The 26,817-nt window shown below is 71.7% G+C and carries 28 protein-coding genes; 21 read left to right on the top strand and 7 right to left on the bottom strand.

Annotated features, from left to right (window positions below):
* Together AB6N24_RS10080 and AB6N24_RS10075 are read left to right on the top strand one after the other, a co-directional pair.
* Positions 1-924: hemolysin family protein (locus AB6N24_RS10080; protein WP_412869270.1), on the top strand; the 924-nt coding region annotated here is incomplete at its 5' end.
* Positions 921-1,976, top strand: a complete 1,056-nt coding sequence (locus AB6N24_RS10075) for a hemolysin family protein (RefSeq protein WP_412869269.1) — start codon at positions 921-923, stop codon at positions 1,974-1,976. The genes AB6N24_RS10080 and AB6N24_RS10075, both read left to right, overlap by 4 nt.
* 215 nt (positions 1,977-2,191) lie before the next feature.
* Here the strand turns inward: AB6N24_RS10075 and AB6N24_RS10070 are convergent, their stop codons facing one another.
* Both AB6N24_RS10070 and AB6N24_RS10065 read right to left on the bottom strand, forming a co-directional pair.
* On the bottom strand, positions 2,192-2,905 hold the full coding sequence (locus tag AB6N24_RS10070) for a cation efflux transmembrane domain-containing protein (RefSeq protein WP_412869268.1): 714 nt from the start codon (positions 2,903-2,905) through the stop codon (positions 2,192-2,194).
* Entirely contained in the window at positions 2,902-3,234 is a 333-nt protein-coding gene (locus tag AB6N24_RS10065) for an ArsR/SmtB family transcription factor (protein ID WP_412869267.1), read from the bottom strand. Before AB6N24_RS10065 ends, AB6N24_RS10070 begins: the two co-directional genes overlap by 4 nt.
* Positions 3,235-3,375: 141 nt before the next feature.
* On the opposite strand from AB6N24_RS10065, the gene AB6N24_RS10060 reads away from it, so the two are divergent.
* The 14 genes from AB6N24_RS10060 (at position 3,376) to AB6N24_RS09995 (ending at position 15,260) form a co-directional block, all read left to right on the top strand.
* Positions 3,376-4,059 carry a DsbA family protein gene (locus AB6N24_RS10060; RefSeq protein ID WP_412869266.1) on the top strand — a complete coding sequence of 228 codons (684 nt, stop codon included), beginning with the start codon at positions 3,376-3,378 and terminating at the stop codon, positions 4,057-4,059.
* A complete protein-coding gene (locus AB6N24_RS10055; protein ID WP_412869265.1) occupies positions 4,056-4,709 on the top strand; it encodes a vitamin K epoxide reductase family protein in 654 nt (217 codons plus the stop codon). Before AB6N24_RS10060 ends, AB6N24_RS10055 begins: the two co-directional genes overlap by 4 nt.
* A gap of 910 nt (positions 4,710-5,619) precedes the next feature.
* The gene (locus AB6N24_RS10050) at positions 5,620-7,065 is read left to right on the top strand and encodes a PepSY-associated TM helix domain-containing protein (RefSeq protein WP_412869264.1); all 1,446 of its coding nucleotides are present in this window, start codon (positions 5,620-5,622) and stop codon (positions 7,063-7,065) included.
* A 305-nt stretch (positions 7,066-7,370) separates the two neighbouring features.
* The gene (locus tag AB6N24_RS10045) at positions 7,371-7,751 is read left to right on the top strand and encodes a flagellar basal body-associated FliL family protein (RefSeq protein ID WP_412869263.1); all 381 of its coding nucleotides are present in this window, start codon (positions 7,371-7,373) and stop codon (positions 7,749-7,751) included.
* A gap of 192 nt (positions 7,752-7,943) precedes the next feature.
* Positions 7,944-8,582, top strand: coding sequence for a thioredoxin-like domain-containing protein (locus AB6N24_RS10040; RefSeq protein WP_412869262.1), 639 nt, complete (start codon positions 7,944-7,946; stop codon positions 8,580-8,582).
* Between the two features lie 38 nt (positions 8,583-8,620).
* On the top strand, positions 8,621-9,241 hold the full coding sequence (locus AB6N24_RS10035; protein ID WP_412869261.1) for a DUF305 domain-containing protein: 621 nt from the start codon (positions 8,621-8,623) through the stop codon (positions 9,239-9,241).
* Positions 9,242-9,395: 154 nt separating this feature from the next.
* The gene (locus AB6N24_RS10030; RefSeq protein WP_412869260.1) at positions 9,396-9,971 is read left to right on the top strand and encodes a TlpA family protein disulfide reductase; all 576 of its coding nucleotides are present in this window, start codon (positions 9,396-9,398) and stop codon (positions 9,969-9,971) included.
* Positions 9,968-10,813, top strand: coding sequence for a cytochrome c biogenesis CcdA family protein (locus AB6N24_RS10025; RefSeq protein WP_412869259.1), 846 nt, complete (start codon positions 9,968-9,970; stop codon positions 10,811-10,813). Before AB6N24_RS10030 ends, AB6N24_RS10025 begins: the two co-directional genes overlap by 4 nt.
* Before the next feature lie 122 nt (positions 10,814-10,935).
* Positions 10,936-11,589 (top strand): copper resistance CopC family protein, encoded by a 654-nt coding sequence (locus AB6N24_RS10020; protein ID WP_412869258.1) that lies wholly within the window; start codon positions 10,936-10,938, stop codon positions 11,587-11,589.
* Entirely contained in the window at positions 11,586-12,584 is a 999-nt protein-coding gene (locus AB6N24_RS10015) for a copper resistance D family protein (RefSeq protein ID WP_412869257.1), read from the top strand. The genes AB6N24_RS10020 and AB6N24_RS10015 overlap by 4 nt, the downstream gene beginning before the upstream one ends.
* Before the next feature lie 61 nt (positions 12,585-12,645).
* The gene (locus AB6N24_RS10010; RefSeq protein ID WP_412869271.1) at positions 12,646-13,044 is read left to right on the top strand and encodes an ArsR/SmtB family transcription factor; all 399 of its coding nucleotides are present in this window, start codon (positions 12,646-12,648) and stop codon (positions 13,042-13,044) included.
* Positions 13,041-13,706, top strand: coding sequence for a cation diffusion facilitator family transporter (locus AB6N24_RS10005; protein ID WP_412869256.1), 666 nt, complete (start codon positions 13,041-13,043; stop codon positions 13,704-13,706). Before AB6N24_RS10010 ends, AB6N24_RS10005 begins: the two co-directional genes overlap by 4 nt.
* A complete protein-coding gene (locus tag AB6N24_RS10000; RefSeq protein WP_412869255.1) occupies positions 13,696-14,346 on the top strand; it encodes a methyltransferase family protein in 651 nt (216 codons plus the stop codon). The genes AB6N24_RS10005 and AB6N24_RS10000 overlap by 11 nt, the downstream gene beginning before the upstream one ends.
* Positions 14,343-15,260: a cation diffusion facilitator family transporter gene (locus tag AB6N24_RS09995; protein ID WP_412869254.1), complete on the top strand. Its 918-nt coding sequence runs from the start codon at positions 14,343-14,345 to the stop codon at positions 15,258-15,260. Before AB6N24_RS10000 ends, AB6N24_RS09995 begins: the two co-directional genes overlap by 4 nt.
* On the opposite strand, the gene AB6N24_RS09990 is transcribed toward AB6N24_RS09995, so the two are convergent.
* From AB6N24_RS09990 to AB6N24_RS09980, 3 genes are read right to left on the bottom strand one after another with little or no spacing between them, the layout of a single operon-like run.
* Positions 15,257-15,472 (bottom strand): hypothetical protein, encoded by a 216-nt coding sequence (locus AB6N24_RS09990; RefSeq protein ID WP_412869253.1) that lies wholly within the window; start codon positions 15,470-15,472, stop codon positions 15,257-15,259. The genes AB6N24_RS09995 and AB6N24_RS09990 overlap by 4 nt on opposite strands.
* A 27-nt stretch (positions 15,473-15,499) precedes the next feature.
* The gene (locus AB6N24_RS09985) at positions 15,500-15,724 is read right to left on the bottom strand and encodes a hypothetical protein (protein WP_412869252.1); all 225 of its coding nucleotides are present in this window, start codon (positions 15,722-15,724) and stop codon (positions 15,500-15,502) included.
* Positions 15,725-15,764: 40 nt separating this feature from the next.
* Positions 15,765-16,748, bottom strand: coding sequence for a cytochrome c oxidase assembly protein (locus AB6N24_RS09980; protein ID WP_412869251.1), 984 nt, complete (start codon positions 16,746-16,748; stop codon positions 15,765-15,767).
* A gap of 308 nt (positions 16,749-17,056) precedes the next feature.
* Between AB6N24_RS09980 and AB6N24_RS09975 the strand changes: the two genes are divergently transcribed.
* Together AB6N24_RS09975 and AB6N24_RS09970 are read left to right on the top strand one after the other, a co-directional pair.
* Positions 17,057-18,388, top strand: a complete 1,332-nt coding sequence (locus tag AB6N24_RS09975; RefSeq protein WP_412869250.1) for a peptidoglycan DD-metalloendopeptidase family protein — start codon at positions 17,057-17,059, stop codon at positions 18,386-18,388.
* Between the two features lie 129 nt (positions 18,389-18,517).
* A complete protein-coding gene (locus AB6N24_RS09970) occupies positions 18,518-19,765 on the top strand; it encodes an Nramp family divalent metal transporter (RefSeq protein ID WP_412869249.1) in 1,248 nt (415 codons plus the stop codon).
* 388 nt (positions 19,766-20,153) lie between these two features.
* Here the strand turns inward: AB6N24_RS09970 and mobF are convergent, their stop codons facing one another.
* Positions 20,154-24,083 carry a MobF family relaxase gene (gene mobF, locus AB6N24_RS09965; protein WP_412869248.1) on the bottom strand — a complete coding sequence of 1,310 codons (3,930 nt, stop codon included), beginning with the start codon at positions 24,081-24,083 and terminating at the stop codon, positions 20,154-20,156.
* Between the two features lie 699 nt (positions 24,084-24,782).
* Between mobF and AB6N24_RS09960 the strand changes: the two genes are divergently transcribed.
* Genes AB6N24_RS09960 through AB6N24_RS09950 form a run of 3 tightly spaced genes read left to right on the top strand, consistent with a single transcriptional unit; the run spans position 24,783 to position 26,257 of the window.
* Entirely contained in the window at positions 24,783-25,283 is a 501-nt protein-coding gene (locus tag AB6N24_RS09960; RefSeq protein WP_412869247.1) for a hypothetical protein, read from the top strand.
* The gene (locus AB6N24_RS09955) at positions 25,267-25,830 is read left to right on the top strand and encodes a helix-turn-helix domain-containing protein (protein WP_412869246.1); all 564 of its coding nucleotides are present in this window, start codon (positions 25,267-25,269) and stop codon (positions 25,828-25,830) included. The genes AB6N24_RS09960 and AB6N24_RS09955 overlap by 17 nt, the downstream gene beginning before the upstream one ends.
* Positions 25,823-26,257, top strand: a complete 435-nt coding sequence (locus AB6N24_RS09950) for a hypothetical protein (protein WP_412869245.1) — start codon at positions 25,823-25,825, stop codon at positions 26,255-26,257. Before AB6N24_RS09955 ends, AB6N24_RS09950 begins: the two co-directional genes overlap by 8 nt.
* Here AB6N24_RS09950 and AB6N24_RS09945 read toward each other — a convergent pair.
* Positions 26,254-26,814, bottom strand: a complete 561-nt coding sequence (locus tag AB6N24_RS09945; protein WP_412869244.1) for a recombinase family protein — start codon at positions 26,812-26,814, stop codon at positions 26,254-26,256. The genes AB6N24_RS09950 and AB6N24_RS09945 overlap by 4 nt on opposite strands.
* Positions 26,815-26,817: the final 3 nt, after the last annotated feature.

Raw genomic sequence — 26,817 nt, 5'->3', positions numbered from 1 at the left:
CGGGTGTTCGACGCCGCGTCGAACCTCCTGCTGCGCGCGCTGCGCATCGAGCCGGTTCACGACGTCGAGCACTCCGCCACGGTGCGGGACCTCGAGCACATCGTCGAGGAGTCCCGCGACAGCGGTGACCTCCCGGCCGAGCTGTCGGTGCTCCTGGACCGGATCATCGACTTCCCGCGCCGCGACGTCGAGCACGCCATGATCCCCCGTGCCCACGTCGACGTCGTCGACGCCGACGAGACGCTGGCCCAGGTCCGCGCGCGGATGGCCACCGGTCACTCCCGGTACCCGGTCCTGACCGACGACGAGCAGGTCGTCGGCGTCGTGCACCTCGACGACGTGCTCGCCGGTGTCGAGGGCGACCGGTCGCTGGCCGCGACGTTCATGCGGCCCCCGCTGATGCTCGCCGCGTCCATGACGCTCCCGGACGCCCTGCGCGAGCTCACCCGGTCGAGGAACCGGCTGGCGTGCGTCATCGACGAGTACGGCGGCTTCGCCGGGGTGCTGACCCTGGAAGACCTGGCCGAGGAGCTTGTCGGGGAGATCACCGACGAGCACGACCCCGCCACCCCGACCCTCGCCCCGGTCGCGGACGACGGGATCTGGGTCATGGCCGGCGACGTGCACATCGACGAGGTCGAGCGCGCCGTCGGGCACGACCTGCCGCGCGACGGCTACGAGACCATCGCCGGCCTGGTCATCGCCCACCACGGCTCCCTGCCCGCGACCGGTGACGTGGTGCACGTCGAGCTGCCCCCGGACCCCGCCGACCTGGCCCACGCCGACGAGCCGGCACCGGTGTGGATGCGCGTGGAGGTGCTCGAGCTCGAGCGGCGCGTCCCGGCCCTCGTGCGCGTCACCGTCCCCGCCGGACCGCCCGCGACCACCGACGCCGGCACCCACGCCCAGGAGGACGACCGGTGAGCGACCCCGGGATCGTCGCCGCCGTCACGGTCGCCCTGATCGCGCTGAGCGCGTTCTTCGTCGCCGTCGAGTTCGCGCTGCTCGCCGCCAGGCGTCACCGGCTCGAGGACGCCGCGCCCACCAGCCGGTCCGCGCGTGCGGCCCTGCGCAGCTCGACCGAGCTGACCGTCCTGCTCGCCGGGTCCCAGCTCGGGATCACCGCGTGCACCCTGGCGCTCGGGGCGATCACCAAGCCGGCCGTGCACCACTGGCTCACGCCGCTCTTCGAGGCCTGGGGGCTGGCTCCGTGGCTCGCCGACGCCGCCGGGTTCCTGCTGGCCCTGCTCATCGTCACGTTCCTGCACCTCGTCGTCGGCGAGATGGCGCCCAAGTCCTGGGCCATCGCCCACCCCGAGACCTCCGCGACCGTGCTGGCGCTCCCGATGCGCGCGTTCATGTGGGTCACCCGCCCGCTGCTCGTGGCGCTGAACGACGTGGCCAACCGGTGCGTGGTCAAGGTCGGCGTCGAGCCGGCCGCCCAGGTGGCCGCCGGGCAGAACCCCGAGGACCTGCGTCACCTGCTCGAGCACTCCGCGAACGTCGGGGCGCTCGAACCGGCGTACTTCGCGCAGCTCTCCGGCGCCCTCAAGCTCCAGGACCTCACCGTCCAGGACCTGCTTGGCGCCGGCTCGCGGCCGACGGCCGTCCCGGTGACCGCGACCGCCGCGGACGTCCAGGACGCCACCCGGACCTCGGGTCATCTGCGCGTCCTCGTCGGCGGCCGCGGCTCCGCCCAGGGGGTCGTGCACGTGCGCGACACGCTCGTCGAGCCCGCCGACCGGCCCGTGCGCGAGCTGATGCGGCCCGTGCTCGCGCTCGAGGCGGGCACGCCCGTGTACGCCGCGCTGACCTCGATGCGGGAGACCCGCAGCCACCTCGCCGTCGTGGTCAGCGACGGGACCCTGCGCGGGGTGATCACCCTCGCCGACGTCCTCGCGCGGCTCTTCCCCCGAGTGCCGACGGTTCCCGTCGGATCCTCCCCCGACGGGAACGGGCGGCCGGCCCTGCCGTAAGTACTCCGTACCGTCTAGAACGCCTACGACGCCTCGCCATACCTCGACCGGTCTCTCCGCGGAGTGCATCTGGCAGAAGAACCGCGCACAGGTCAAAGTGCGCCGCCGAGTAGGGTTCTAGCCAAGAATCGAGGGTCCCCCCGGCGCACGCGCAGGGCGGCGTGGCGTCGATGGCATAGCGGGCCGTGAGGTAGCCGCCAGCCCGCTCGATGACCTCAGGAGCAGCAGCCGTCCGTGCAGGGCGAGGCGCCACGGGATTCGCTACGGGCGTCGACCGAGGCGCTCGTAGTGGTGGGCGGGACACAGCAGGCGTCTCCTCGCCAGGCGTCGATGCCTTCCTTGACGGCGACGGCGGCGATGATCAGGGCGGCGAGCGGGTCGGCCCAGGTCCATCCGAGGGTGCTGTTGAGCAGCAGCCCGGCCAGGAGGACCGCGGACAGGTACGTGCACAGCAGGGTCTGCTTGGAGTCGGCGACGGCGGATGCCGAGCCGAGCTCGCGTCCGGTGCGTCGTTCGACGAAGGACAGGAACGGCATCACCGCGAGGCTGACGGCGGCCAGGATGATGCCGACGGTGGAGTGCTCGGGTGTGGCTGCCCCGAGCAGGGTGCGCAGCGCGTCGATGGTGACGAACGCGGCGAGGCCGAAGAACGACAGGGCGATCACTCGCATCGCGGTGCGTTCGCGCCGTTCGTGGTCGGGGGTGGAGAACTGCCAGGCCACGGCCGCCGCCGAGAGCACCTCGACGACGGAGTCGAGACCGAAGCCGATGAGCGCGGCGGACGACGCGGCTCGCCCCGCGGTGATGGCGATGACGGCCTCGATGACGTTGTAGGTGATCGTCGCCGCGACGATCCAGCGGACCCGCCGGGTCAGCACGCCGCGCCGCTCGAGGCTCAGGGGACGCTGGCCGATCGTGATGTCGGTCATGAGCAGGTGCACCCCTCGGCCGCGCAGCATGTTGGGTCGACGGTCACGACCAGGCGCAGGAGCTCACCGAGCGCCGGCGCGAGGTGCGGGTCGGTCAGCCGGTACCAGGTCCGTCGCCCGTCCGGGATGGCCTCGACCAGGCCGCACCCGCGCAGGCAGGCGAGCTGGTTGGACATGACCTGGCGGGAGACCCCGAGCGCGTCGGCGAGGTCGGAGGGGTAGGCGGGCGCCTCCCGCAGCGCGAGCAGGATCCGAGCGCGGGTCTCGTCCGACAGTGCATGTCCGAGCCGGGCCAAGGCCGCGGTGTGGGTCAGCGCGACGGTCTCCATGCCGCGACGATACACGAAAACCTGTACTGAGAGGAGGGGGCCGGATGCCGACTCGCGTCTACGGGAGAGTTCAGCCCCGACTGTATCGTTGCGCGGACGTGCCGTAGCTGCCAGCGCCCGCTCCCGACAGAGAACGAGACGATGACCCGGAACGCGAAGATCTCCTTGACGATGCTCGGCGTGTTCGTGGTCGTGGTCGTCGTCGCTCTGCTGGTGAACCGCCCCGCATCCCCCGCCCCCAGCGCGGCGGGCGCGACGTCTGGGGCGGTGGAAGGTCCCACCGCGGGTGCTGTGCCTGTGGTTCGTGAGGACACCCACCTGCTGACTACCGCCGAGGACGGGCGGGTGACGCTGGTGGAGTTCTTGGACTTCGAGTGCGAGTCGTGCCTGGCGATGTTCCCGGTGATGGAGCGGATCCGCGAGGAGTACGAGGGCCGGATCACGTTCGGTGTGCGGTACTTCCCGATCCCGGCCCACCCGAACTCGGGCCTGGCCGCCCTCACTGTGGAGGCGGCGGCCCAGCAGGGCCAGTTCGAGGCGATGTACCAGAAGATGTACGAGACGCAGGAGCAGTGGAGCCACACCCAGGCTTCGCAGCAGGAGACGTTCTTCGGCTTCGCGCGCGAGCTCGGGTTGGACATGGAGAAGTTCGAGGCGGCGCTGCGGGACCGGGCGACGGCTGATCGGGTGGCCCGCGACCAGACCGACGGGATCGCTCTGGGCGTGCAGGGCACCCCGACGCTGTTCCTGAACGGGGAGACGGTCCCCTCGATGCCGACGTATGAGGAGCTGACCGCGCTCATCGACGCCGAGCTGGCTCGATGAGCGCACCCCCCACCGCGACGGTCGGCGCCGTGGACGGGACCAGCACGCCCACGCTCGCGGCGGGGCTCCCGACACGGGCGATCGGGTGGGTGCTGGCGGTCGGCGGGGCGATCGGCTTCCTGGCCGCGTTCGTGCTCACGGTGGAGAAGATCACGCTGCTGGGTAACCCCTCGTACATCCCCACGTGCAGCATCAACCCGGTGCTCAGCTGCGGGTCGGTGATGAGCACCCCGCAGGCCGAGCTCTTCGGCTTCCCGAACCCCCTGCTCGGGATCGCCGGCTTTGCCATGGTTCTCACCGCCGGGATGGCGGTGCTCTCCGGGGCGCGCCCGGGCCGCTGGTTCTGGCTCGCGCTGCAGCTCGGCACGACTGCCGGTGCGATATTCGTGCACTGGCTGATCTTCCAGAGCCTGTACCGGATCGGGGCGCTGTGCCCGTACTGCATGGTCGTCTGGGCCGTGACGATCCCGGTGTTCTGGTACACCACGCTGCACAACCTGCAGGCCGGTCACCTTCCGGTCGCCGGGCGGGCCCGGCGGCCGGTCGAGGTGGCCAGCCAGTATCACGCCGTCGTACTCACCGGGTGGGCCTTGAGCGTCCTGGCCCTCATCGGCGCGGAGTTCTGGTTGTTCTGGACGACCTTGCTCTGAACGTGCAGGGACCCCGACGTGGCGCCGGCGCGCGCTGCTCGCGGCGGCGGGCGGTGGTCCTCATCGGCGGCGCCCCGGCGAGCGACACCAACGCCGACACCGACGTGGCCAACCGGGGCTACGAGTCCGGGGACGGCAGCACCAAGACCTGCCCGGCGGACAGCCGAGGGAAACCGGTGGACCTGGCCGGGACGGACTTCACTGGCGCCGCGGTGGAAATCACCGCCGGTGCTGTGAGGTGGTGGTCGTCAACACCGGGTACGCGGGGTAGCTGCGTCGGCTCCGACTGCTCATCGCCCCCTTTGGCGGGGCAAGTCTCGTCCTCATCGGCGTGGCGCTGGCCACCAGGCTGTGGAGCGGCTGGACGCAGTCGCTGCAGGGCCTTGTCGGCGATTCCGGCCGGCCGTCGGAGCCGTTCATGCTGCCGCGTTCACCGGCCGCCGGTTCCGTCCTGGGACCGACGGCATCCATGCCGCGCCCGTAACGTTTAGGCCATGGCGATCCAGCCGATCGTCACAGCTAACCTCCCGAAGTGAGCAGTCAAGGGCGGGGCCTGAGTGCGGTTCGCGCGCCCGCGGGTGCGTACCGCATCACCGTGGCCCGGCGAGCCGGTGCTCGCTCGAGACCGCCGGCCTCGCACCTGGCGTGTGCGGAGATGAGCACGATCACGTGAACGCCCTCGCGACGACCTCCTGGGTGCGTCACGAGTCGGGCTGCCGGCTGCACCGGCTAGGGCACACCAGACCCTGCGGACGTCAAGACACCCCTACGGGGCCCATCAAGGCTGCCCCGTTCCTGGCGCGCGTAGCGCATCGGTCCACTGGTTCATGCGCCCCCGCCGGGAGGCATGCACCCGGACGCTGAGCGGCGCACCCTCGCACGAACTACCCCTGTCGCATCGGAGATACGCATGGCCACACTCGACGACCCGACCCTCGCGCCTCCCGAGTTGCCGCCCGCCAGCCCCGTTGGTCAGCGGCGAAGTGGCGGGCTGTTCCGTGCGTTCTGGCGCTGGCACTTCTACGCGTCGTTCCTCGTGATCCCCGTCGTGCTCGTGCTGGCCGTCACCGGCCTGATCTACCTCTTCCGCTTCCAGCTCGAGCCCGCGCTGCACCCCGACCTGATGCGTGTCGACGCACCCCCGGAGGGCGCCCAGCTCGCAGGTTTCGAGCCGTACCGCATCGGGGTGGCGGCGACCTACCCGGACGCGACCGTGGTCTCGATGACCGAGCCGGCCACTGAGACCGACCCGCTGCGCTTCTCGCTCGAGACGGCCGACGGCTCGCCGCTCGACGTCTTCGTCGACCCGTGGACGGGCAAGATCCTCGGCGACCTGAACCCCGACACGACGCTCAGCGGCACCGCGGTGCGCCTGCACGCCGACCTGATGGCCGGCCGCGTCGGGGACGCCGTGCTCGAGCTCGGGGCGTGCTGGGCGATCGTCATGGCGCTGTCGGGGTACTACCTGTTCTGGCGCGGGCGCGCGGCCCGCGCCCGCAAGCGCCGCACCCGCACCGGGCAGGCCCGCCTGCGCACCACGCACGCGTGGCTGGGCCTCGCGGTCGGCGGCGGGCTGCTGCTCCTCGTGGTGAGCGGGCTGCCGTGGACGGGGATCTGGGGTGCGAACGTGCAGTCGCTCGCGACCGGCGCCGGGACGTCGATGTGGAGCCAGGACCACGGCGCGCTGTCCGACCCCGTCTCGACGCTCGACGAGTCCCTGCCGCACAGCCACGAGGTCCCCTGGGCGCAGGGCAAGAGCCCCGTCCCGACGAGCCAGGTCCCGACGACCGACCCCGACGCCGTGACCCGGTCGGTGGCGACCGTCGACACCGCGCTGCTGCTCGCGGCGCAGGAGGGCCTCGCGCACCCCATGACGGTCGCCCTGCCGCGCAAGGAGGACGGCGTGCTGACCGTGATCGGCTACGCGTTCGACGACCCCGGCAAGGAGCGCTCGGTCCACGTCGACCGCTTCGGCGGCACGGTCGTGTCGCAGTACGGGTACGACGACTACCCCGCCCTGGCCAAGACGGTCGCGCAGGGCATCGCGCTGCACGAGGGACGCCGCTTCGGGCTGCTCAACATGGTCCTGACCGCCGCGTTCTGCGCCGCCGTCGTCGTGATGTGCGTGACCGGGCCGCTCATGTGGTGGCGGCGGCGACCCCGCGGCCAGGGCCGGATCGGCGCACCCCGCGGAACCCTTCCTCTCAAGACGACACCGCTGCTCGCGATCGGCGTCGTGCTGCTCGGCGTCACGCTCCCACTGTTCGGCGCGTCGCTGCTGGTTGTCCTGCTGCTCGACCGGTTCGTGCTGAGGCGGCTGCCCGCGACGCGACGCTGGTTCGACGTCACTACCTGAGCGTCACCGGAGTCGCGCCTTGCGGGGTCCGCGGGACGCGCCGGGTGCCCCGTTCTCCGGTCCCTGCGCAGTGCGGGCTCAGGACCGCGTCATGCAGTCCGATAGGCGGAGGCGAGGCCGATCCGCGCCTCTGGCCTACGGAAACCTTGAAAGAGCGGCGACACTCGATGGCACCCGAGCAGCGCGTAGTTGGTAGCAGACCCAGGATCGCAGCGAAGTCGTCCGCGGCGGCCCCCCCGTCGAACCCGACGGAGGACGCACCCGTCGCTGGCGGCGGACGGAAGCGCGCCATCACGATGGCGCTGGTGGCGCTGCTAGTCCTGGGTGGTGGCGCCGGGTACTGGTTCGTGCTGGGTCCGGGGTCGACCAGCAGCGCGGAGGCAGAGGTGGAGCCCGAGCCGGAGCCGGGGAAGGTGCAGACAGTCGAGTCGTTCAGCCTGAACCTGGCCGGTGGCCGTTACCTGCGTCTGGGGCTGGGCCTGCAGCTGTCCGCCGAGGTGCTCGAGGACATCGACACGTCCAAGGCTGTCGACCGGGCCCTGACGCTGTTCTCCGGACGGACGCTGGAGGAGGTCAGCAGCCCCGAGGGCAGGACCGCACTCAAGGATGAGCTGACCCGGCTCTTGAAGGAGGCGTACCACGGTGAGGTGATCGCCGTGTACTTCACCGACTACGTCACCCAGTAGCTCACCGCCCACCTCAGGTTCTGATTCCGGCGTCACGGCGGGGATCGAGGTCGGTTGTAAGTTCTCCGCTGCGATTGGGCACCTTTCGCTGCGCATCGACGTTCACTACGCAGGCGCGAGCAGGGCCCCGGGCCCTGCTCGCGTACCGTGAACGCGCGCCCGCGGCGGGTGCCGGTGATGCGAGGAGAGCAGATGAGCGGCAAGAAGCCCAACCCTCGGGACGAGCGGCGGGCCCGGCTTCTGGAGATCCAGGCCGAGCAGAAGCGCAAGGAAGCCCGTCGGGCCAGGTTGATCTTCATCGCGCTCACGCTCACCGTTCTGGCCATGGTGATCCCCACCGTGTTCGTGTTCATCAACGCCGAGCGGGACCGGGAGGCTCAGGAGGCCGCTGAGCAGCAGCCCATCGACGGTGTTGAGGAGTTCGAGGTCGCCAGCGCCAACCACGTCGAGGCCGACGTCGAGTACGCGCAGACCCCGCCCGCCGGGGGCGACCACTCGGGCACCTGGCAGAACTGCGGCGTCTACCCCGAGCCTGTGGTCGACGAGAACGGGGTGCACTCCCTGGAGCACGGCGCGGTGTGGATCACCTACGGCCCCGAGATCACCCAGGAGCAGGTCGACGCCCTCGCGGAGCAGGCCAGCACTGAGCCGTACCTGCTGATCAGCCCGCGTGAGGAGCTGCCCAGCCCGATCGTGGCGAGCGCCTGGGGTAACCAGCTGCAGGTGGACTCCGCGGACGACCCGCGTCTAGCGACGTTCATCGGCAAGTACATCCAGGGTGAAGACACCCCTGAGCCCGGCGCGCCCTGCACCGGGGGCATCGGCCTGTGACGGCGCCCGCCGCGGACACCCGCCCGCGCGTCGTCCTGGTGGCGGCGGTCCTGGTGGCGTTGATCGTGGGGCTGTGCGGTGGGGTGCTGTTCGCGAGCCGGTTGCTGCAGCAGCCGGCGCTGCCGGGCGACGCCTCGCTCGAGGCGGGTTTCGCTCGGGACATGCAGGCCCACCACGGGCAGGCGGTGGAGATGGCGCTGCTCATCCGTGACCGCAGCACCGACCCGGCGATCCAGCAGCTGGCGCTGGACATCGTGCTGACCCAGCAGCAGCAGCAGGGCCAGATGTATGGGTGGCTGTCCTCGTGGGGGCTGCAGCAGTCGTCCTCACGTGCGCCGATGGCGTGGATGAGCCAGGACAACGGCGCCGGCCACACCATGACCGAGGGCGCCGGGCAGCCCGCGATGCCCGGCATGGCGACCGACGAGCAGATCGCCCGCCTGACCGCGGCGGACGACGTCGAGGCCGAGCGGGTGTTCCTGGAGCTGATGCTCCGTCACCACCAGGGTGGGGTGCAGATGGCCGAAGCGGCCGTCGACCAGACCCGCCGGGCCGAGGTGCAACGCCTTGCCGAGGCGATCATCACCTCCCAGACCGCCGAGATCACCGTCCTGCAGGACCTGCTCGAGGCCCGCGGCGGGCCCCCGAACGACCTGTGACCGCCCGTGGGTGACCGCCAGATCGGGCGGTCACCCACGGGGCAGGCGTCAAGCGCGGCCCTCCCGCCGTATCGCCTCCCCTCTTCCCCGTTTTGGAGGACCTGCTGTGCTCCGCAGTGCCGCCCCTGTTCCCTGGCGACGTCGTCGTGGCCGCGTGCTCGTGGCGCTCGCCCTGGTCGCCCTGCTGGTGGGCTGCACGAGCGGGACCGACACCAACGCCGACACCGATGTGGCGGGTCAGGGGTATGAGTCGGGCGACGGCAGCACCAAGTCCTGGCCAGCGCTGGACCGCGACGACCCCGTGGAGATGGCCGGGTCCGACTTCACCGGCGCGCCGGTCGACGTCGCCGACTGGCGCGGCGACGTCGTGGTGCTCAACACCTGGTACGCGGCCTGCCCGCCGTGCCGCGAGGAGGCACCGGATCTGGCGGCTCTGGCCACCGACTACGCCGACCGGGGCGTGCACCTGCTCGGCATCAACAGCACCGACGACGCGGGCGCGGCTCAGGCGTTCGAACGCACCTTCGCCGTGCCCTACCCCTCGATCGCCGACCCCGACGGGCAGGCGATCGCCGCCCTGCAAGCCAAGGTCCCCGTCCAGGCGGTGCCGACCACGGTCGTCCTGGACCGGCAGGGCCGGGTCGCAGCCCGCATCCTCGGGCGCGCGGACCCCTCGATCTTGCGAGGGCTGGTCGACGACGTCCTGGCCGAACCGGCGCCCACGCCGTGAGCGCGGCCCTGACGGCCGCTGACATCGGCACGACCTTCGCGACCGTCGCGTTCTCCGGGACCATGCTGTTGGCCGTCCCGGTCGCCCTGCTCGCCGGCGTGGTGTCCTTCGCCTCCCCGTGCGTGCTGCCGCTGGTGCCCGGCTATCTCGGCTACCTCGGCGGCATGTCCGGCGCCGCCCTCGGCGCATCCACCACCCGGCCCTCGCCAGGGCGCGCGGAGCAAGCCGGCGCTGACCTGGCGGGGCCGGAGCCTGCCCGTCCACGGCGCGGGCGCCTCCTGGCCGGGGTGGCACTGTTCGTAGGCGGCTTCACGGCCGTGTTCGTGACCTTGGGTGTGCTCGCCGGGTCGCTCGGGGCCTCGCTGGTGCGCTGGCAGGGACCGGTGACCCAGGTGCTCGGGGTCGTGGTCATCGTGCTCGGCCTATCGTTCCTCGGGTTCATCCCCTTCCTGCAACGCGACCTGCGCCCGCACGCCACCCGGACCGCCGGGCTGTGGGGCGCTCCCGTGCTCGGCCTGGTCTTCGGGCTGGGCTGGACACCCTGCATAGGACCAACCCTCGCGGCGGTGATGGCCCTGTCCCTGGACGAGGGCTCACCCAGCCGTGGAGCCATCCTGTCCGTCGCCTACGGGCTGGGGCTCGGGCTGCCGTTCCTGCTCATCGCCCTGAGCGTCGAACGCAGCTCACGGGTCCTGACGATGCTCCGCCGGCACCGGCTGCTCATCGCCCGCGCCGGCGGTGCACTGCTCGTCCTGATCGGGCTGGCCCTGGCCACCGGGCTGTGGAGCGCGTGGACCCAGTCGCTGCAAGGACTCATCGGCGGCTTCCAGACAGCCGTCTGACCCCGGTCCGCCCATCCCGGCGCGGGGCACAGATCGCCCTGGCAGGGCAGCACGTGCGCCGCCCACCCCCGTGTTGCAAGGTGGCTGGAGCGCCTTGCGTGAACCCCGTGAACAGGAGAGACATGCGCTCGCCCCAGGGCCTCGTGGCCCACTCCCCTCAGCCCACCCACCGGACCCTCGCGCTGAGCCTTACCAGCGTGGCCGCGCTCCTCGTCGCGGTAGTGTTGGCTGCGGCGCCCGCGGCGGCGCACACCGGGCTGGTCAGCTCCAACCCCGCCGCGGGAGCCGCCCTGACCGAGGTCCCCGCCACGGTCACCCTGACGTTCAGTCAGGAGATCTCCGAGCAGTTCGCCACCGCCGCCCTGTCCGTCGACGGTGCCACTGGCAGCGAGGTCCCGCTCACCGTCCAGGGCGCCCAGGCGGTGCTCGACACCACCGCCGTGCCCGACCTCCCCGTCACCCCAGGACAGGCCAACGCCTGGCAGGTCCTCTACCGGGTGGTCTCCCCCGACGGTCACCCGATCAGCGGGACCGTCGATTTCACCGTCACCCCGCCCGCCCCGCCCACACCCGTCACCACCGAGCCGACCTCACCCACCACCGCGCCCAGCCCGGAAACCACCACCCCGGCGGCCATTGCGGCCCCCGGCGACCCGGCTGCTGACGGTGCCGGCACCATGCGCGGCGGCGGCGCACTCGCACTGGTGGGCCTGCTCGCCGTGGTGGGGGCCGGCGCGGTCGTCGCCGCGCGGTCCCGGCGCACACCGCCCGCGTGATCCCCGCGCGCCGCCTGGCCGTGACCGCCTCGATCGTGGCGGTCGTCCCGCTCGTCGCGGTGGCGGTGCTGGCCGGCGCCGGTGAGCTGGCCCCCGCCGAGGTCGCCGACCCCGGGCCCGTAATCCGGTGGGGGCTGCCGGTGGTGCGCGGGCTGCGTGACGCCGCGGCCGCCGCCACGATCGGGCTGCTCGTCCTGTCGACCCTGGTCCTGCCCCGCGACGACACCGACGCCGACCGCCTGAGCCCGATCCAGCAGACCGCGGCCCGCAGCGCCGCCGCTGGCGGCGCCGCGTGGATGACCAGCTCCGTAGCCGTCATCGTGCTGACCTTCGCCCAGCTCGCCGGGATCGGGGCCCTGGACGCGGCGCTCAGCCCGCGGCTCGGGACGTTCCTCCTGGAGGACCAGCAGGGCCGGCTCCTGGTCGGAAGCACCGTCCTGATCGCCGCGGCCACCGGCGCGGCCTGGTCCCTGACCCGCGAGGTCCCCCTCATCCTGACCAGCGTGGTGGCGGTGGCGGCCCTGCTGCCCGTAGCCCTGACCGGGCACACCGCCGCCGCGGTCAACCACGACGCCGCGGTGAACCTACAGTTCACCCACGTCGCCGCCATGTGCATCTGGGTCGGTGGCCTAGGAGCTCTCGCTCTGCTGCGCCGCGCGCTCGCCGAGCACTTCCCCGCCGCAGCCCGGCGCTTCTCCACCCTGGCGGGCGTCTGCTACGTCCTGGTCGCCGTCTCCGGGGTCGCCGGCGCCCTCGTGCGCGCCGACGGGCTCCCGGACGTGACCTCGACCTACGGCACGCTGCTGGTCGTCAAGACCGCGCTGCTCCTAGTGCTCGGTGTGGCCGGCTGGGTGCACCGCACCAGCACCCTCACCGCCCTAGACACCTCCGCGGAGTCAGGACATCCCTTCGCCCGACTCGCCACCGGCGAGCTCACGGTGATGGCCGTCGCGATGGGGCTCGGCATCGCCCTGTCGAGCACCTCCCCCATGTAACGCACCGCTGCACACGAAGGTTCCCACCCGCCACACTGTGCGCTAACATCGTCTTATGGCGATGTCGAAGATGGGTAGCGATTCTTCAGTTGTCGATGAGGGGCGGGCGCTGGAGGCGGCGGCGTGCCTGTTCCACGGGTTCAGCGACCCGTCGCGGCTGACGATCCTGCGCCACCTGGCCCTGGGCGAGCACCGGGTGGTCGACCTGACCGAGCACCTCGGGCTGGCGCAGTCGACGGTGTCCAAGCACCTGGCGTGCCTGCGCGACTGCGGCCTGGTCGAGTCACGGCCGCAGGGGCGGGCGTCGGTATTCCGCCTCACGCACCCCGAGGCGCTGATGGACCTGCTCGCGGCGGCCGAGCGGCTGCTGGCGCTCACCGGGGACGCCGTCACGCTGTGCCCCACGTTCGGCACCGCCGCCACGGCCGGGACGGCGGCACGTACGGAGGCCGCGAGGTGAGCGGGACCCGTGAGCTCGACGCCCTCGAGGTCGAGCGGCTGACCCGCCGCGGGCTGCGGCTCGCGCAGTTCACCGTGGCCTACAACGTGGTCGAGGGCGCCGTCGCCGTCACCGCCGGCGTGCTGGCCGGGCTGGTGTCGGTCATCGGGTTCGGGGTCGACTCGGCCATCGAGTCGATCGCCGGGGTCCTGGTCGCGCTGCGCCTGTCGGCGCGGCTGCGTCACGGCGAGGCCGACGAGCGCAAGGAGCGCCTCGCGCTCAAGGCCGTCGCCGTCACCTTCTTCATCCTCGCCGCCTACGTCACGATCGAGGGTATCCGCAGCCTTGTCGGTGGCGAGGTCCCCGAGAGCTCACCGCTGGCCATCGCCCTGCTGGTCGCCTCGATCATCGCCATGCCCGTGCTGGCGGCGATGAAGCGCAAGGTCGGGACGCGCCTGAAGGACAACCTGATCCTCGCCGACGCCGCCGAGACCCGGATCTGTGTGCTGCTGAGCATCTCCACCCTCGCCGGGGTGGTCCTGTTCCAGCTGACCGGCGCGGCGTGGCTGGACCCGGTCGCGGCGTTCGTGATCGCCGCGTTCGCGATCCACGAGGGCAAGGAAGCCTGGGAGGGCGAGCTTGTCGAGGACGACGACGAGGAGGGGGACGACGATGACGACTGACTCCGCGGCCGCCCTCGGGCTCGGCCTGTATCTGCTCGGGGTGCTCACCACCTTCGGGGTCCGCACCTTCCTGCACCACCGGCGTACCGGCACCACCGGGTACCGGGGGGTGTCCGGGACACCAGGCTCCGCCCAGTGGTGGGGCGGGATCCTCTTCGCCGGTGCGCTCGTCCTCGGCGCCGCCGGGCCTGCGCTCGCCCTCGCTGGTGTGGGACCGGCACCCGCCGAGGTCCCCGCGGCGCTGCAGTGGCTCGGCGCCGTCGTGGCGGTGCTCGGGTTCGGGGCCGTGCTGGCCGCCCAGACCGGGATGGGGTCCTCGTGGCGGATCGGTGTCGACCCGGGCGAGCGCACCGCCCTGGTCACGTCCGGGGCATTCGCGCTGGTCCGCAACCCGATCTTCACCGCCATGATCACCGCCCTGGCCGGACTGACCCTGCTGGTGCCCACACCGGTGTCGGCCGCGGCGCTCGTGTGCCTCGTGCTGGCCGTCGAGCTGCAGGTGCGTGTGGTCGAGGAGCCCTACCTGCGGCGCACTCACGGCCAGCACTACATCGAGTACTCCGGCCGGGTCGGCCGGTTCGTCCCCGGGGTCGGGCGCCTGCGCCGCCCACCCGTCGTCACGATCGAGGGGCTCTCATGAGCGGCGGACACACCCACAGCCACGGCACCGCGACCGGCCAGCACCGCAAGCGCCTGATCCTGGTGCTCGCCATCACCTTGAGCGTCGTAGGTATCCAGGTCGTCGGCGGCCTGGTCTCCGGGTCCCTCGCGCTGCTCGCCGACGCCGGGCACATGCTCACCGACGCCACCGGCGTCGCGATCGCCCTCATCGCCTCCACCCTGGCCACCCGGCCCGCGACGAACGCCCGCACCTACGGGCTCCAGCGCGCCGAGATCCTCGCCGCCCTGGCCAACGCCCTGCTGCTCGGCGGGCTCGCGATCTGGGTCATCGTCGAGGCCGTCGGACGCTGGAACGACCCACCCGAGGTCGCCACCGGTCTCATGCTCACCGTCGCTGTCGCCGGCGCGGTCGCGAACCTGGCGAGCCTGCTCATCCTGCGCGGCGGGCAGCGCGAGAGCCTGAACCTGCGCGGGGCCTATCTCGAGGTCCTCGGCGACCTCGTCGGGTCCGGCGCCGTGATCATCGCCGGCATCGTCATCGCCACCACCGGATACACCCGCGCCGACGTCATCGCCTCCATCGCGATCGGGCTGTTCATCATCCCGCGCGCCTGGTCCCTGCTCCGCGAGGTCATCGACGTCCTGCTCGAAGCCACCCCCAAGGGCCTAGACCTGGACAAGGTCCGCGACCACATCCGCGAAGTCCCCGGGGTCGTCGACGTCCACGACTTGCACGCCTGGACCATCACCAGCGGCGTCCCTGCCCTGTCGGCGCACGTGGTCGTCGACGAGGAGTGCATCGACCAAGGCCGGCCCGGTGTCGTGCTGGACGCCCTCGATGAGTGCCTGGGCGAGCACTTCGCGATGGAGCACTGCACCTTCCAGCTGGAACCCGTCGGCCACCGACCCCATGAAGGCGCCCACCACGACTAGGAGCCGTCGTACGGCGGGTGCAGCAACTCCGCGATCCGCTCATGGCGCACGCGGTCATCCTCACGGAAGTCGACCACGACGCCCGTGAGCGCGATCATGCCCAGGACCGCACCGGCCAGCACCGCCCAGCGCCGGCCGTGCCCTCGCGCACCCGGGCTGTGTCGGAGGTCGCTGCCCGGCTCGGGTCGGGCCAGCGTCTCGTCAGGGCTCACGTCGCGCTCCGAGGCCGAAGGTGAGGCTCAAGGTCCGTTGGTCGCGCCGCCGCCCGAGCGAGGGGCCTGATCGCGCTCTTCGCTGGCGCGGGTGATCTGCGCTGCGAGCCGGGTCCCCCCGACAGCGCCGAGCACGACCAGCATCGCGGCGCCCAGGAGGAACCGGCGGTCGACCAGGCGCTCCTCCTGGGCAGGGGCGGTCGATCGCGAAGCCCGCCCAGGGCCCGGCTCATCGCGTTCGTCGTCATGCACACCTTCACGGTAACCGCCGGTGGCTGACGCTACGCGCCGGTCAGCCCGGGTTGGAGCGCTCGTTCAAGCGCGCGAGGTAGGCGTTGTAGGCGTCAAGCTCGGCGTTCCCCTGCGCATCGATCTGCCGGTCAGTCACCTCGGCCTGGGCGGTGTCGGCCCGCTGCCAGCGGGCCAAAACCAGGAGCAGCATGAGCAGGGTGGGCGCCTCGCCGTAGGACCAGGCCAGCCCGCCAGCGACCTGCTGCTCTCGCAGCGGGTCCACACCCCACGCCTGCGGCGGGGAGGCGAAGAACGCCACCAACGGGACCGGGGCCATCATCAGGACCACCCCGAAGAAGGCATGCAGCGGCATCTCCGCGAACAGGTCCAGAGCACGCCCGACGTGCGTCTGGCGGGTCGGCAGCGGATCGGTGGACAGCACCGGCACGGTGAACAAGATCCCGGCCACCAGGAAGAGCAGCTCCAGACCCACGTGCCCGGCCCAGGTGCGCAGCAGCCGGTCGGCCAGCGGACTGAGGTAGATCCCGTAGAAGCTCAGCAGGAACAGCGGGATCATCAACGCCGGGTGGATCGCGAACCGCCCGAGCCGGGACCGCAGCCCCCAGCGCGCCGCCCCCATCGCCGCCCGCCCGGCCGCGTTGTGCGGCAACGCGCGCAGCAGCAGCGTGCCGGGCCGGCCGAGCACGAGCAACGGTGGCACCGCCATCATCAGAGTGAGCTGCTGGAACATGAACACCGAGAACAGCCGCAGCCCGTACCCCTCGACCCCGGCGCCCATCACGACCGCGATCACGACACACCCGGTCAGGAAGGACAAGGTCGCCGGGACCGACCACCGCCGTCCCGAGGCCCAGACCCGGATGGCACCCGCCAGGTACAACACCGCGAGCACGACGGCCAGCGCCGGCAGCACCGGCACCGGCTGCAACGTGGGCGCCAGGTAGGTCTCCAACGACGGCGGCAGCGAGGGAATCCACACCGGACCGCTGATCTCCACACTCGACGCCGCAGCCCCAAGACTCATCGGGCCACCTCCCACGCTCGGACCGCGCGGCTCACCGCACGCTCCGGGCGCCCGGCGGCGCCCGTTCGCCTTCAGCGTACGACGCACCTGCGTGGCCCCGAATCGCCACCAAACACCACATCCCACCCGAGTCGAACGGGCGAAGGCTTCCGCCATCGGCGCGCCACCCACCGGGTCGGCGAGCGGCGTGCTTAGCCTCCCGGTGGCCCAGCTCCTCTTCCTGTCCTCTACCTCGGGCCGAGGCGAGCATGCACCACCACTTCATGCACCAGCCGGCACCGGTTCCCCGCGGGACTAGAGCCAGACGCGTGCTCGCGGCCAGCCTCGCCGGCCTGCTCGCCGCCGGGCTTGCGCTTGCCCCGCCCGCGGCCGGCGACCCGATCACCGACCAGCGCCGGGACGCCGAGCAGCGGGCCGCCGCGGCCGAGCGCCGCGCGGAGGAGCTACAGGCGTCGATCGAGGGACTCAGCGCCGAGCTGAGCCAGGCGGTGCTGGACCTGCAGGCCACCCAGGCACGACTGCCGGTCGCCCAGGCCGAGCTGGCCGCCGCCCAGGAAACCCTCGAGCGCACCCAGCGCGAGGCCGCCCTGATCGCCGCCCGCCTGCAGGACGCCCAGGACCAGCAGAACGCGATCACGGAGACCATCGCGGCCGATGACGCCCGCGGTCAGGAGATCCGCGCCTCGATCGGGCAGCTGGCGCGCCGGGCCTACAAGGGCGGCCAGGGCGCGATGCCCGAGCTCGACCTCGTGATGGAGTCCGAGACCACAGAGGACTTCGTCGACCAGTCCGCCCGGCTCGCCACCGCACTACGCACCCAGACCCGAACCCTGGAAGAGCTCCGGGAGATCGAGGCAGCGAACCGCAACAGCCAGGTCCGCCTGACCGCCGTCAAGGACCGGATCACCGAGCTCAAGATCGAGGCCGAACAGAAGGTCGTCGAGGCCGACGCCGCCCGCGCCGCGGCCCAGGCCCGTCAGGCGGAGATCGAACGCCTCATCGCCGACCAGACCGCCCGCCAGCAGGCCATCGCGGGCATGAAGGCCCAGGCCGAGGCCGAGCAAGCCCAGATCGACGCCCAGCGCAACGCGATCGCCGCCGAGCTCGCCGACATCATCGCCCGCGAACGCGCCGCCGCCGAGGCCGCCCGCGCCGCCGCCGCAGCGGCCGCCGCCGCTGCCGGGAAGAAGCCGCCGCCGGCCGTCCCGGCACCGTCCGGGAGCGTCTCGGGGTCGATGTTCTCCAACCCCACGTCCATCGACCCGATGTACGTGACCTCCGAGTACGGCATGCGCCTGCACCCGATCCTCGGATACACCCGCCTGCACGCCGGGATCGACCTGCGCACCTACTGCAACACCCCCCTGTACGCGCCCCGAGACGGGCGCGTGCGGTGGGCCGAGTGGCGCAACGGGTTCGGCAACCAGGTGATGATCGACTACGGCACCGTCGACGGGAACTCCCTGATGACGAGCTCCAACCACCTCACCCGCGCCGTGGTCGGCGCCGGGCAGCAGGTCTCCCGCGGCCAGCTCATCGGCTACTCCGGCAACACCGGCCTGTCCGGGGCCTGCCACCTGCACTTCGAGGTCTACGTCAACGGCTCCACCGTCAACCCCCGCCCGCTCCTCGGCCGGTAGACCAAGAAGACACCCCACCGACGGCGAAGCGCACGAGACCGTCGCGCTGACCAGGGGTGCGGAACCATGCGCGAAGGCGAGCCGCGCCGCTAGAGTTCGGATACCCGAACTTTTTGGCGGAGGTGTCCCGTGGCCGTGACGACCGACCCGATCCAGCGCCGACCAGGCTGGCGGACGCGCCTGTTCCTGCTCGGCCCAGCGTTCGTGGCGGCCGTCGCGTACGTCGACCCCGGCAACGTCGCGGCGAACCTCACCGCCGGCGCCCGGTACGGGTACCTGCTGGTCTGGGTCCTCGTCCTCGCCAACGTGATGGCCGTGGTCGTGCAGTACCAGTCCGCCAAGCTCGGCCTGGTCACCGGACGCAGCCTGCCCGAGCTCCTCGGTGAGCGGCTGCGCACCCGCAACCGTCGCCTGTACTGGGTGCAGGCCGAGGCGGTCGCCGCCGCGACCGACCTCGCCGAGGTCATCGGCGGAGCCGTGGCCCTGCACCTGCTGTTCGGGCTACCCCTGCTCGCCGGTGGCGTCATCGTCGGGATCGCCTCGATGCTGCTGCTCGCGGTGCAGTCCACCCACGGCCAACGCCACTTCGAACGGGCCGTCATCACCCTGCTCGCCGTGATCGCCGTCGGGTTCATCACCGGACTGGTCGTCGCCCCTCCCGACGCCGGCGCGGCGCTCGGCGGGCTGCTCCCGCGCCTGGAGAACACCGACACCGTCCTGCTCGCCGTGAGCATGATCGGCGCGACCGTCATGCCCCACGCCATCTACCTGCACTCCGCCCTCACCCGCGACCGGCACGGACGCGCCAGCAGCCCCGCCGAGCTGACCCGCCTCATCCGAATCACCCGCGTCGACGTGATCGGCGCACTCGTCCTGGCGGGAGCGGTCAACATCAGCATGCTCCTGCTGGCCGCGACCAGCCTGCGCGGCACCGAAGGCACCGACACCATCGAAGGCGCCCACGCCGCCATCACCACCGCCCTCGGCCCCGTCGTCGGCGTGATCTTCGCGATCGGGCTGCTCGCCTCCGGCCTAGCCTCCACCTCGGTCGGCTGCTACGCCGGCGCCACCATCATGGGCGGCCTGCTGCACCTACGCGTGCCGCTGCTCACCCGCCGCCTGATCACCCTCATCCCCGCCCTGCTCATCCTCGGCGCCGGCCTCGAGCCCACCCGGGCCCTGGTCATCAGCCAGGTCCTGCTCAGCTTCGGCATCCCGTTCGCGCTCATCCCCCTGATCCGCCTCACCAGCGACGCCGCCGTCATGGGCGAGCACGTCGACACCCCACGCCTGAAGATCGCCGGCTGGACGATCGCCGGGATCATCACCGCCCTCAACGTCGTGCTGATCACCCTGACCCTCACCGGCACCACCTGACGAAGGCCAGCTCGTCCTTCGGATCAGCCGAACTCGCGCACCTCGGCCACGGTGCGCACGCGGTGCCCAAGCCGACTGCATTTCGAGTACACCCGTCGCCGGCGACGCACTCACCGAGGAGCTTTGGGGGCTGGCTCAAGCGCGGCGGTCCGGGTTGGGCCGCCGCACCAGCTGCCCTCGCGCCCCACCAGATCATCCGCTCTGTGCCTGCCGTCCATCTCGACCGTGAAGCCGACGAGCGGATCAGCGTCTCGGCTCCACCTGTCGAGCCTGACCGACCCGCTGCTGGATCCGACCGTCCGCCTCTCGCGCGGTGGGCGGCCACGGCTGCGATGGGCGCGGCGGCGAAGCCCCCTGGCACCGCACCGCACCCCTGGGCATCGCGCGGTCAGCGTCCGATCCCGGGACCGCGTCCTCGCTGCTGGTCCCGGCGGCGCTGCTCGTCCCGCCGCCGATGCTCCTTCTCGCGGCGCCGCTCGGCCTCGGCCCGCGCCACGTCGGCAGCGTCGCCCGGCGGCGCGGCCGCAGGCTGCTCGTCGGTACCGTCGCCGCCTGGAAGCGGCACGCGGGCGGGCGTGGCTGCGGTGTCGTAACGGGCAGCACCTTCGCGCATACGCTGCACCCGCTCCAGCAGGCGGGCCGCCGTAGGCGCTTCCGCGCGGGCGCGAGCGTTCGGCACCGGGAGTGCGTCACTGCGCTCGGGTTCCCGGGCGGCGAGCAGTGTCAGAGCTGCTGCAGCGCTCTCGCTCGCCCGCTTCTGCGCTCCCCGCGCGGTGTGGTGGTCACCGAGGGGGTGCGTGCTGGTGATCGCGTATCGGTCGCGGTAAGCCACGACCTGACGCAGTGCCGAGTCGACGCCGAGGTCCAGGCCCGAGGTCCAGGCTGGGCGCTGAATGCGGACCTGCTCGACGAGCTGGTCCAGCCGGTTAGCGATGAGGTCGGCCTGCCGGCCCATCCACGCCACAACTGTCGGGTCCACCGTGCGCCGCGTCGAGTCTCCATCCGCATCCACGGCCGCACGGGTGCCCGGCGTGGGTGCGGGCGGGGGCGCGATCCACGACGGCAACCGGCGTTCGTCGACGTCGTGGTGCGTCGCGGGGTAGCCGAGGCGGTGGTGCAGGACTTGGGCGATCGAGTCAGCGTCGTCGAGGATGCGCGCGCCCACCGCTTTCAGGAGCAGCGAAGGAAGATCCGCGCCGGCAGCCTCGTGCAAGACGAGGCGTGCAGCCAGGGCGGGCCAGGCGTCGTCGTCGAGCAGGTCCTGAGCGATCTGCGGGACCGCAGCCTGCACGGACTGCTCAATCCGCTTAAGTGAGGTGGGGTCGATCAGCCGGGTGCAGGCGTCCTCGTACTGCGGGACGAGCCGGGCCAGGCTGTGCGCGGTGTCGAACTCCCGCTCCAGGGTCGCGGTCGCCGACAGCGGCGCGCCCTCCCGAGCCACGACCCGCGCCAGGGTCTCTTCGACGGCACGCTGGGGCGCCGGCTTGGCGTGAGCGTCGACCTCAAGGACTTCCTCCACCACGACATAGACGCGGTTGGAGTCGCGGCCGCGGGTCACCGCGGTATAGAGCTGCTCGCGGGTGGTGGTGTCGGTGACCAGAGTGTGGGAGGTATCCACGGTCATGCCTTGGACGCGGTGGATGGTCGCGGCGTACCCGAGCTCGACGTTCTCGGCCACGTAGTCCGCGGGCAGGACGGCGCGGGCCTTGGTCGCGAGGTTCCGCACGTGCAACTCCCCGGTCGTACTGCGCTCGGCAACGAACCACCGGTCGCCGTTGCGGACGAAGTCGGTGGGCCCGACCTTCAAGCGCCGATCGTTGCGGCGAGTCACCACGACGTCCCCGCGGCCGGCGTAGGTGCCGTCGTGCAGCTGCACCCCGCCCGCCTCGACGTCGCCGACGGTGACCCGGTCGAGGCGGGCGCGGGCACCGAGCTCGCTGACATCAGTGGTGGTGGCAGCGACCATGACGGTGTCCTTGCCCGCGGCTAGGTCGGCGGCCCAGGCGGCGTAGAGCTGCTCGCGCATCGCCTCGACGCTGCCCCCGGTGGTGCGCCCGCGCGCGATGTAGAAGTCCAGTCCGGTGGTCTGGCCGTCGCGGAGCAGCAGGGACGCCTCGGCCTCCCCATGCGTCCCGAACCGGTGCACGACGTCCAGGTGCGCGGCACCGACCTGCTCGTCGATCAGCCGCAACGCCCCGCCAGCCCCGACCGCGGACAGCTGGCGGGGGTCCCCCAACAGCCGCACCGCCGCGCCATGCCGACGGGCGAGGGCGACGACGGCCGCCAGGTCCGGGGTACCAGCCATGCCGGCCTCGTCGACGAGCAGCACCGTCCAGTCGTCCAGCCGCAGCACCTCCGGGAGTTCGGCATCCGGGTCGGCTGCTGCGGTGTCGTGTGCGTGCAGGAGCTTGTGCAGGGTCTCCCCCGCCACGGCGAGCTCGGCGCCCAGCACGGCGGCCGCGGCCGCGGACGGGGCAAGGGCCACGACCCGGCCACCGGCGAGATCGACGGCGCGAGCGAACGCGGCCATCGCGGTGGTCTTGCCGGTGCCGGCCGGACCGATCCCGGCCTCCACGACGTGCCCGCCGGCGGCGAACCGTCGGGCGAGCTCGAGCTGCCCCGTGTTCAAGGTCCGCCCGGTCGACTCGGCGACCTCGGCGACGGCCCGCTCGAACGTCGCACCATCCACGACCAGCCCACCGCCCGTGCGAGCAGCTTTGACGAGGGTGTCCTCGGCCTCCAGGACCGGCAAAGAGGTGTACTTCTCGGAGCCGTGGACGGTGTAGATCGACGCACCGTCCGAGCGCTGCATGACCTTCGGTGCCTCGTTGACCTCCGGCGGGGTCAACGCCAGGGATACCGACCGGACGCCCTCGGCGATCCGGCCGGCCAGATCGGTGACCGACTCCCCCGCGCCGGCGTGCTCGCGCGCGACCCGCAGCGCCTCGGCCTCGATATGGAACCGGCCCCACGTCGCCCGCTTCGCTGCCAGCCCCGTCAGCGCCTGCTCGACGAGCACGTTGACGTCGACCTCGACCGCGTCCCGGTGTGGTGCGGCCGCCAGGGCACCGGCGATCATCGCGTCGACCGCGTGCTCACTGCCCAGCACCCGGGCTGCGGTCTGGCGCCACTCCCCCAGCCGCACCCCCAGACCCACCGGGGTCTTCTTGGCGGTGCGGGTGTCGAGCGTGGCCTGCTGGGCGAGCTTGTGCTGCACCGGTCGCGGCGCCTCGAGCCCGTGCCGGGACCGGTACATCGCGAGCAGCTCGCCGTAGGCGTCCTCGATCGCGGCCCGCCGCTGGGAGAACGCCCGCCGCACCCCGGCGTCGATCCCGGCGATCTCCCGCACCCCCTGCCGGCCCGCCCGGCGCGCCTCCTCCTGAAACTGCACACCCAGGCGCGCCCGCAACTCGGATTCGATGTTTGCGTTGTACCGCTCGGAGGCGGCCACGGCTAAGGAATGCAGCACCCGCCCATCCAGGGAACGCCATTTCCCGTCCACGCCGAGGACCTTGTTGGACACCGCGACGTGGGTGTGCAGATTCGGGTCTCCGGCCCGGGAATCGAGGTGATCGAACGCCGCGGTGATCAGACCCTTCGTCTCGATCTGCGCGACCCCACCGGCACCGACCCGGGTCAGGGCCGCTTCCTTTTCCACCCACGCCAGCGCTTCAGTCCAAGCGACCCGGTGCGCCTCGGCGATCTGGGCGCGGGTGCCCGGGTCGGCCAGACCCCACAGCGTGGACACGCTCTTGGCCGGGGTGAACACCAGGTCGTACCCCGCCACCGGGTGCTTCTGCTGCGCACCCTGGCGGGCGAGGAACCGGGCGACGTCGGTGTCGCTGGGTGTCCCGCCGCGGGCGGTCAGCAGATCCCTCGCGACGTTGTAGCGGATCAGGTCCCGCTCAACACCGACCTCCGGGTCGCGCCCATGGTCGGCCCGGAACGTCGCGTACGCCGCCGACAGCGCCGGGCGCAGCTCCTCCTCCACAGGCTGGAACTGCGGGTACCGGCGCCCCAGCTTCACCAGGGCGTCTGCCTCCTTCTCGGTCTTCCCGGAGGCGATCGCGGCGACGACGATCCGCTCGGCGTCGGGGTGCAGCCCCTCCCCGAACAGGGCGCGCATCTGGGCCTCGGTGACCGTTCCGGACACCCCGAGCGCCTCGAGCCCAGACCCGTGCCACACCCCCGGCGGGTTGCCGTGCTGCATGTAGTAGTCGCTCAGCGACTGCCCCGGCTCGCGCGCAACGTCCGCCGATGCGACCTGCCGCGTCAGGTAGGAGTACCCATCGCCGGCGTGCAGGACGTGCACCGTCATCACCGGCGACCACCCCCTCGCACGCTCCGCTCGCGCCGCCGTCGCGGCCGATCCAGAAGGCGCCTGGGCGCCGCCACACACTGTAGTGCAAGAGGTGTGTAAGGCTTGCCCTGCATGAAGTCTTGGGTCTGGAGGGCCTGGGAACTTGAGTGCTCGTTGCGATGGGGCGCGGAGCACTCAAGTCGGTGAGTGGGAAGAAGGGTGTGGGTAGATGGTGCGGTCGGCTGGGTCGGAGCGGGTGAGTGCTCGGGAGCGTGCGCGTGCTGCACGGCTGCGGATGGACGCGCAGCGCGCGCAGCGGGACCGGGCGGTGGACGATGCGGCTACGGCGTTCTTTGCACCGTGGGACGAGCGCGCAGCCGTCGAGCGCAAGGTGCGTGACGCGGTGCACGACCTGCGCCGGATCGGGCTCGGCGTCCGTCAGATCGCGGCCTTGCTCGAGCTCGCCGTCAGCGAAGTGCGCCGGCTCGACCCGAGACCACCACGATGCCGACCGAGCCGGACGGGGCGTCAGCGGCAGCACCTCGCAAGCACGATGAGGCGAAGACCGCCGGCGCTCGCGAGGAGCAGCGCGACATCGAAACCGCATCCGCACACCGGTGCGCGACAGGCCCGGCACGCGGGCATCACCGATGAGCAACACCCTCGGCTCGCTGCGGCTAGTCTCGCGACAAGGTCACCCAGCCGAGAGGTTTACCTTTGGCTAACATCGAGCGTAGGGTCATCGCTGAGGGCGAGGAGTTCTGCGTTGAGTGTGCCGTCCGGACCGACCTGACGTCGCCGGTCTCCGAGTTCCTTGACGGCATCGAGGGAGGTGCCGCGGACCACGTCGGAGACCTCGAGCCCGACGAACAGATCAGGTGGTACGACTGGTTCATGGCCGCGTGTGACGGGTTGGCGGAGTACGGCACTCTCCCCCACCGGCATGACCACAACCAACTGCTCGACGGCATCTGGGAGATCAAGCACAGCGTCCTACGCATCACGTTCTTCGATACGGACGGCTCTGGGGAGTACGAGCCCCTCATCGACTCCGACTCGTACTCCCGCTTCACAACCCGGCCCTGGCCGGACGACTTCCTCTACTACCTGCGCCTGACGACCGCGTTCACCAAGACCGCCCCGAAAGCCCCACCCGCTGAGATCGAGCTCGCCAAGACAGTCCGAACGGAGGACCTCGAACATGACCGCTCACCGTAAGGGCACGCTCGTCCAGGAGCGCGAGAGCACGCCCGAAGGACGCATGGCCATGGCCGGGGCACGCGCCGCGGTCGGTGCCGTCACGCTCATCAACCGGGCTCTCGATGTCTCTCGGCTCAGCCAGACGGAGCTCTCTCGCATCCTCGACGTGACCCCGGGCCGGGTGTCTCAGGTCGTGAACGGCGACGGAAACCTCCGAGTGTCGACGCTTGCTCGGTTCCTGCGTGCGGCGGGCTACACGCTCAAACTCACGGCGGAACCAGCTGAGCCCGGCGTCACGCCGTTGCCCGAGCCGGGATCGCGCCGCGCGAAGAGCAGGCCAGCACCGCGGTACGCGACGACATTCTCCGTGATGTGCGCCACGGAAGACGGCGTCGGTCCCGTGGACGTGATCCAGTTGTCGAGCGCACATCCGTCGCGGATGCTCGATCGCCCGAAGACGTATTCGATGGTGCTCGACCTCGTCACAGGTAAGCACGAAGCCCCTGCGGCCGAGGTGTCCACCCCGGCCGAGGCGGCGCAGCCAGTGCCTGTTCACCATGCCTGAGCACATCGACCCCGACGACGTGCTCGATCTGTCGATCGCGGAACTTTCCGGCCGACGCCTCAGTACCCAGGTCTCGGAGAGCAAACGTGTTGAGCTCCAGCTGTCCGTGGGGCCCGTTGGTGAGGACCTCCACTTCGCCCAAGTGACGGCGCGCGTTCGCACGTTCGTACCTGAGGGCCAAGACGACGCCCAGGGCGCCGCAGACGCCTTGTATGAGGGGTCTGTGGCGTACATCGTGCGCTTCGCTGATCACGGCGCAGATGATGTCGAGCTCGACGCGGGACAGATCGTCACCTTCGTCTGGCCCTACCTTCGACTGGGTCTAATCGAGCACGCCTCGCGCCTGGGCGCGGACGCGCCGCAGCTACCGCTGAAGGTCAGCACCTCATCTCTCGTGGAAGCCGAGGCAGGGCGCCACACGTCCTAGGACACCGGGGTCTCGAGGTAGCGGCGAAGCGACGCACGCGAGACACCGAGCGCGCGGGCGACGCCGGCGACGCTCGCCCCGGGCCGGCGCAGCAGCTCGTCGGCGGCCGCTCGCCTGTCCGGGGTCATGACCGTGGGCCGGCCACCTACGCGGCCACGTGACCGGGCAGCGGCAAGACCGGCTACGGTGCGGCCGCGGATGAGGTCGCGCTCGAACTCGGCGAGGGCCGCGAAGACGTGGAGCATCAGCCGGCCGTTGGCCGTCGTGGTGTCGATGGCCTCGGTCAGTGACCGGAACCCGATCCCCCGGCTGTCGAGGTCGGCCACCGCGGCCACCAGGTGCGCGACAGAGCGGCCTAAGCGGTCCAGCCGCCACACGACGAGGGTGTCCCCCGGGCGGGCGTAGTCCAGGAGCTGGTCGAGCTGTGGCCGCGACGTGACCGCACCGCTCGCGTGGTCGGTCCATGTCCGGTCACACCCGGCAGCGGCCAGGGCGTCGGTCTGGAGGTCAGGATTCTGCAGGTCGGTCGAGACCCGCGCGTAGCCGAGGAGCGCCATGGG

This window comes from Cellulomonas jepli (assembly GCF_047229345.1).
Classification (GTDB): domain Bacteria; phylum Actinomycetota; class Actinomycetes; order Actinomycetales; family Cellulomonadaceae; genus Cellulomonas_A.
The sequence above is the reverse complement of the archived record's forward strand: the minus strand, read 5'-3'. Positions and strand labels throughout refer to the sequence as shown.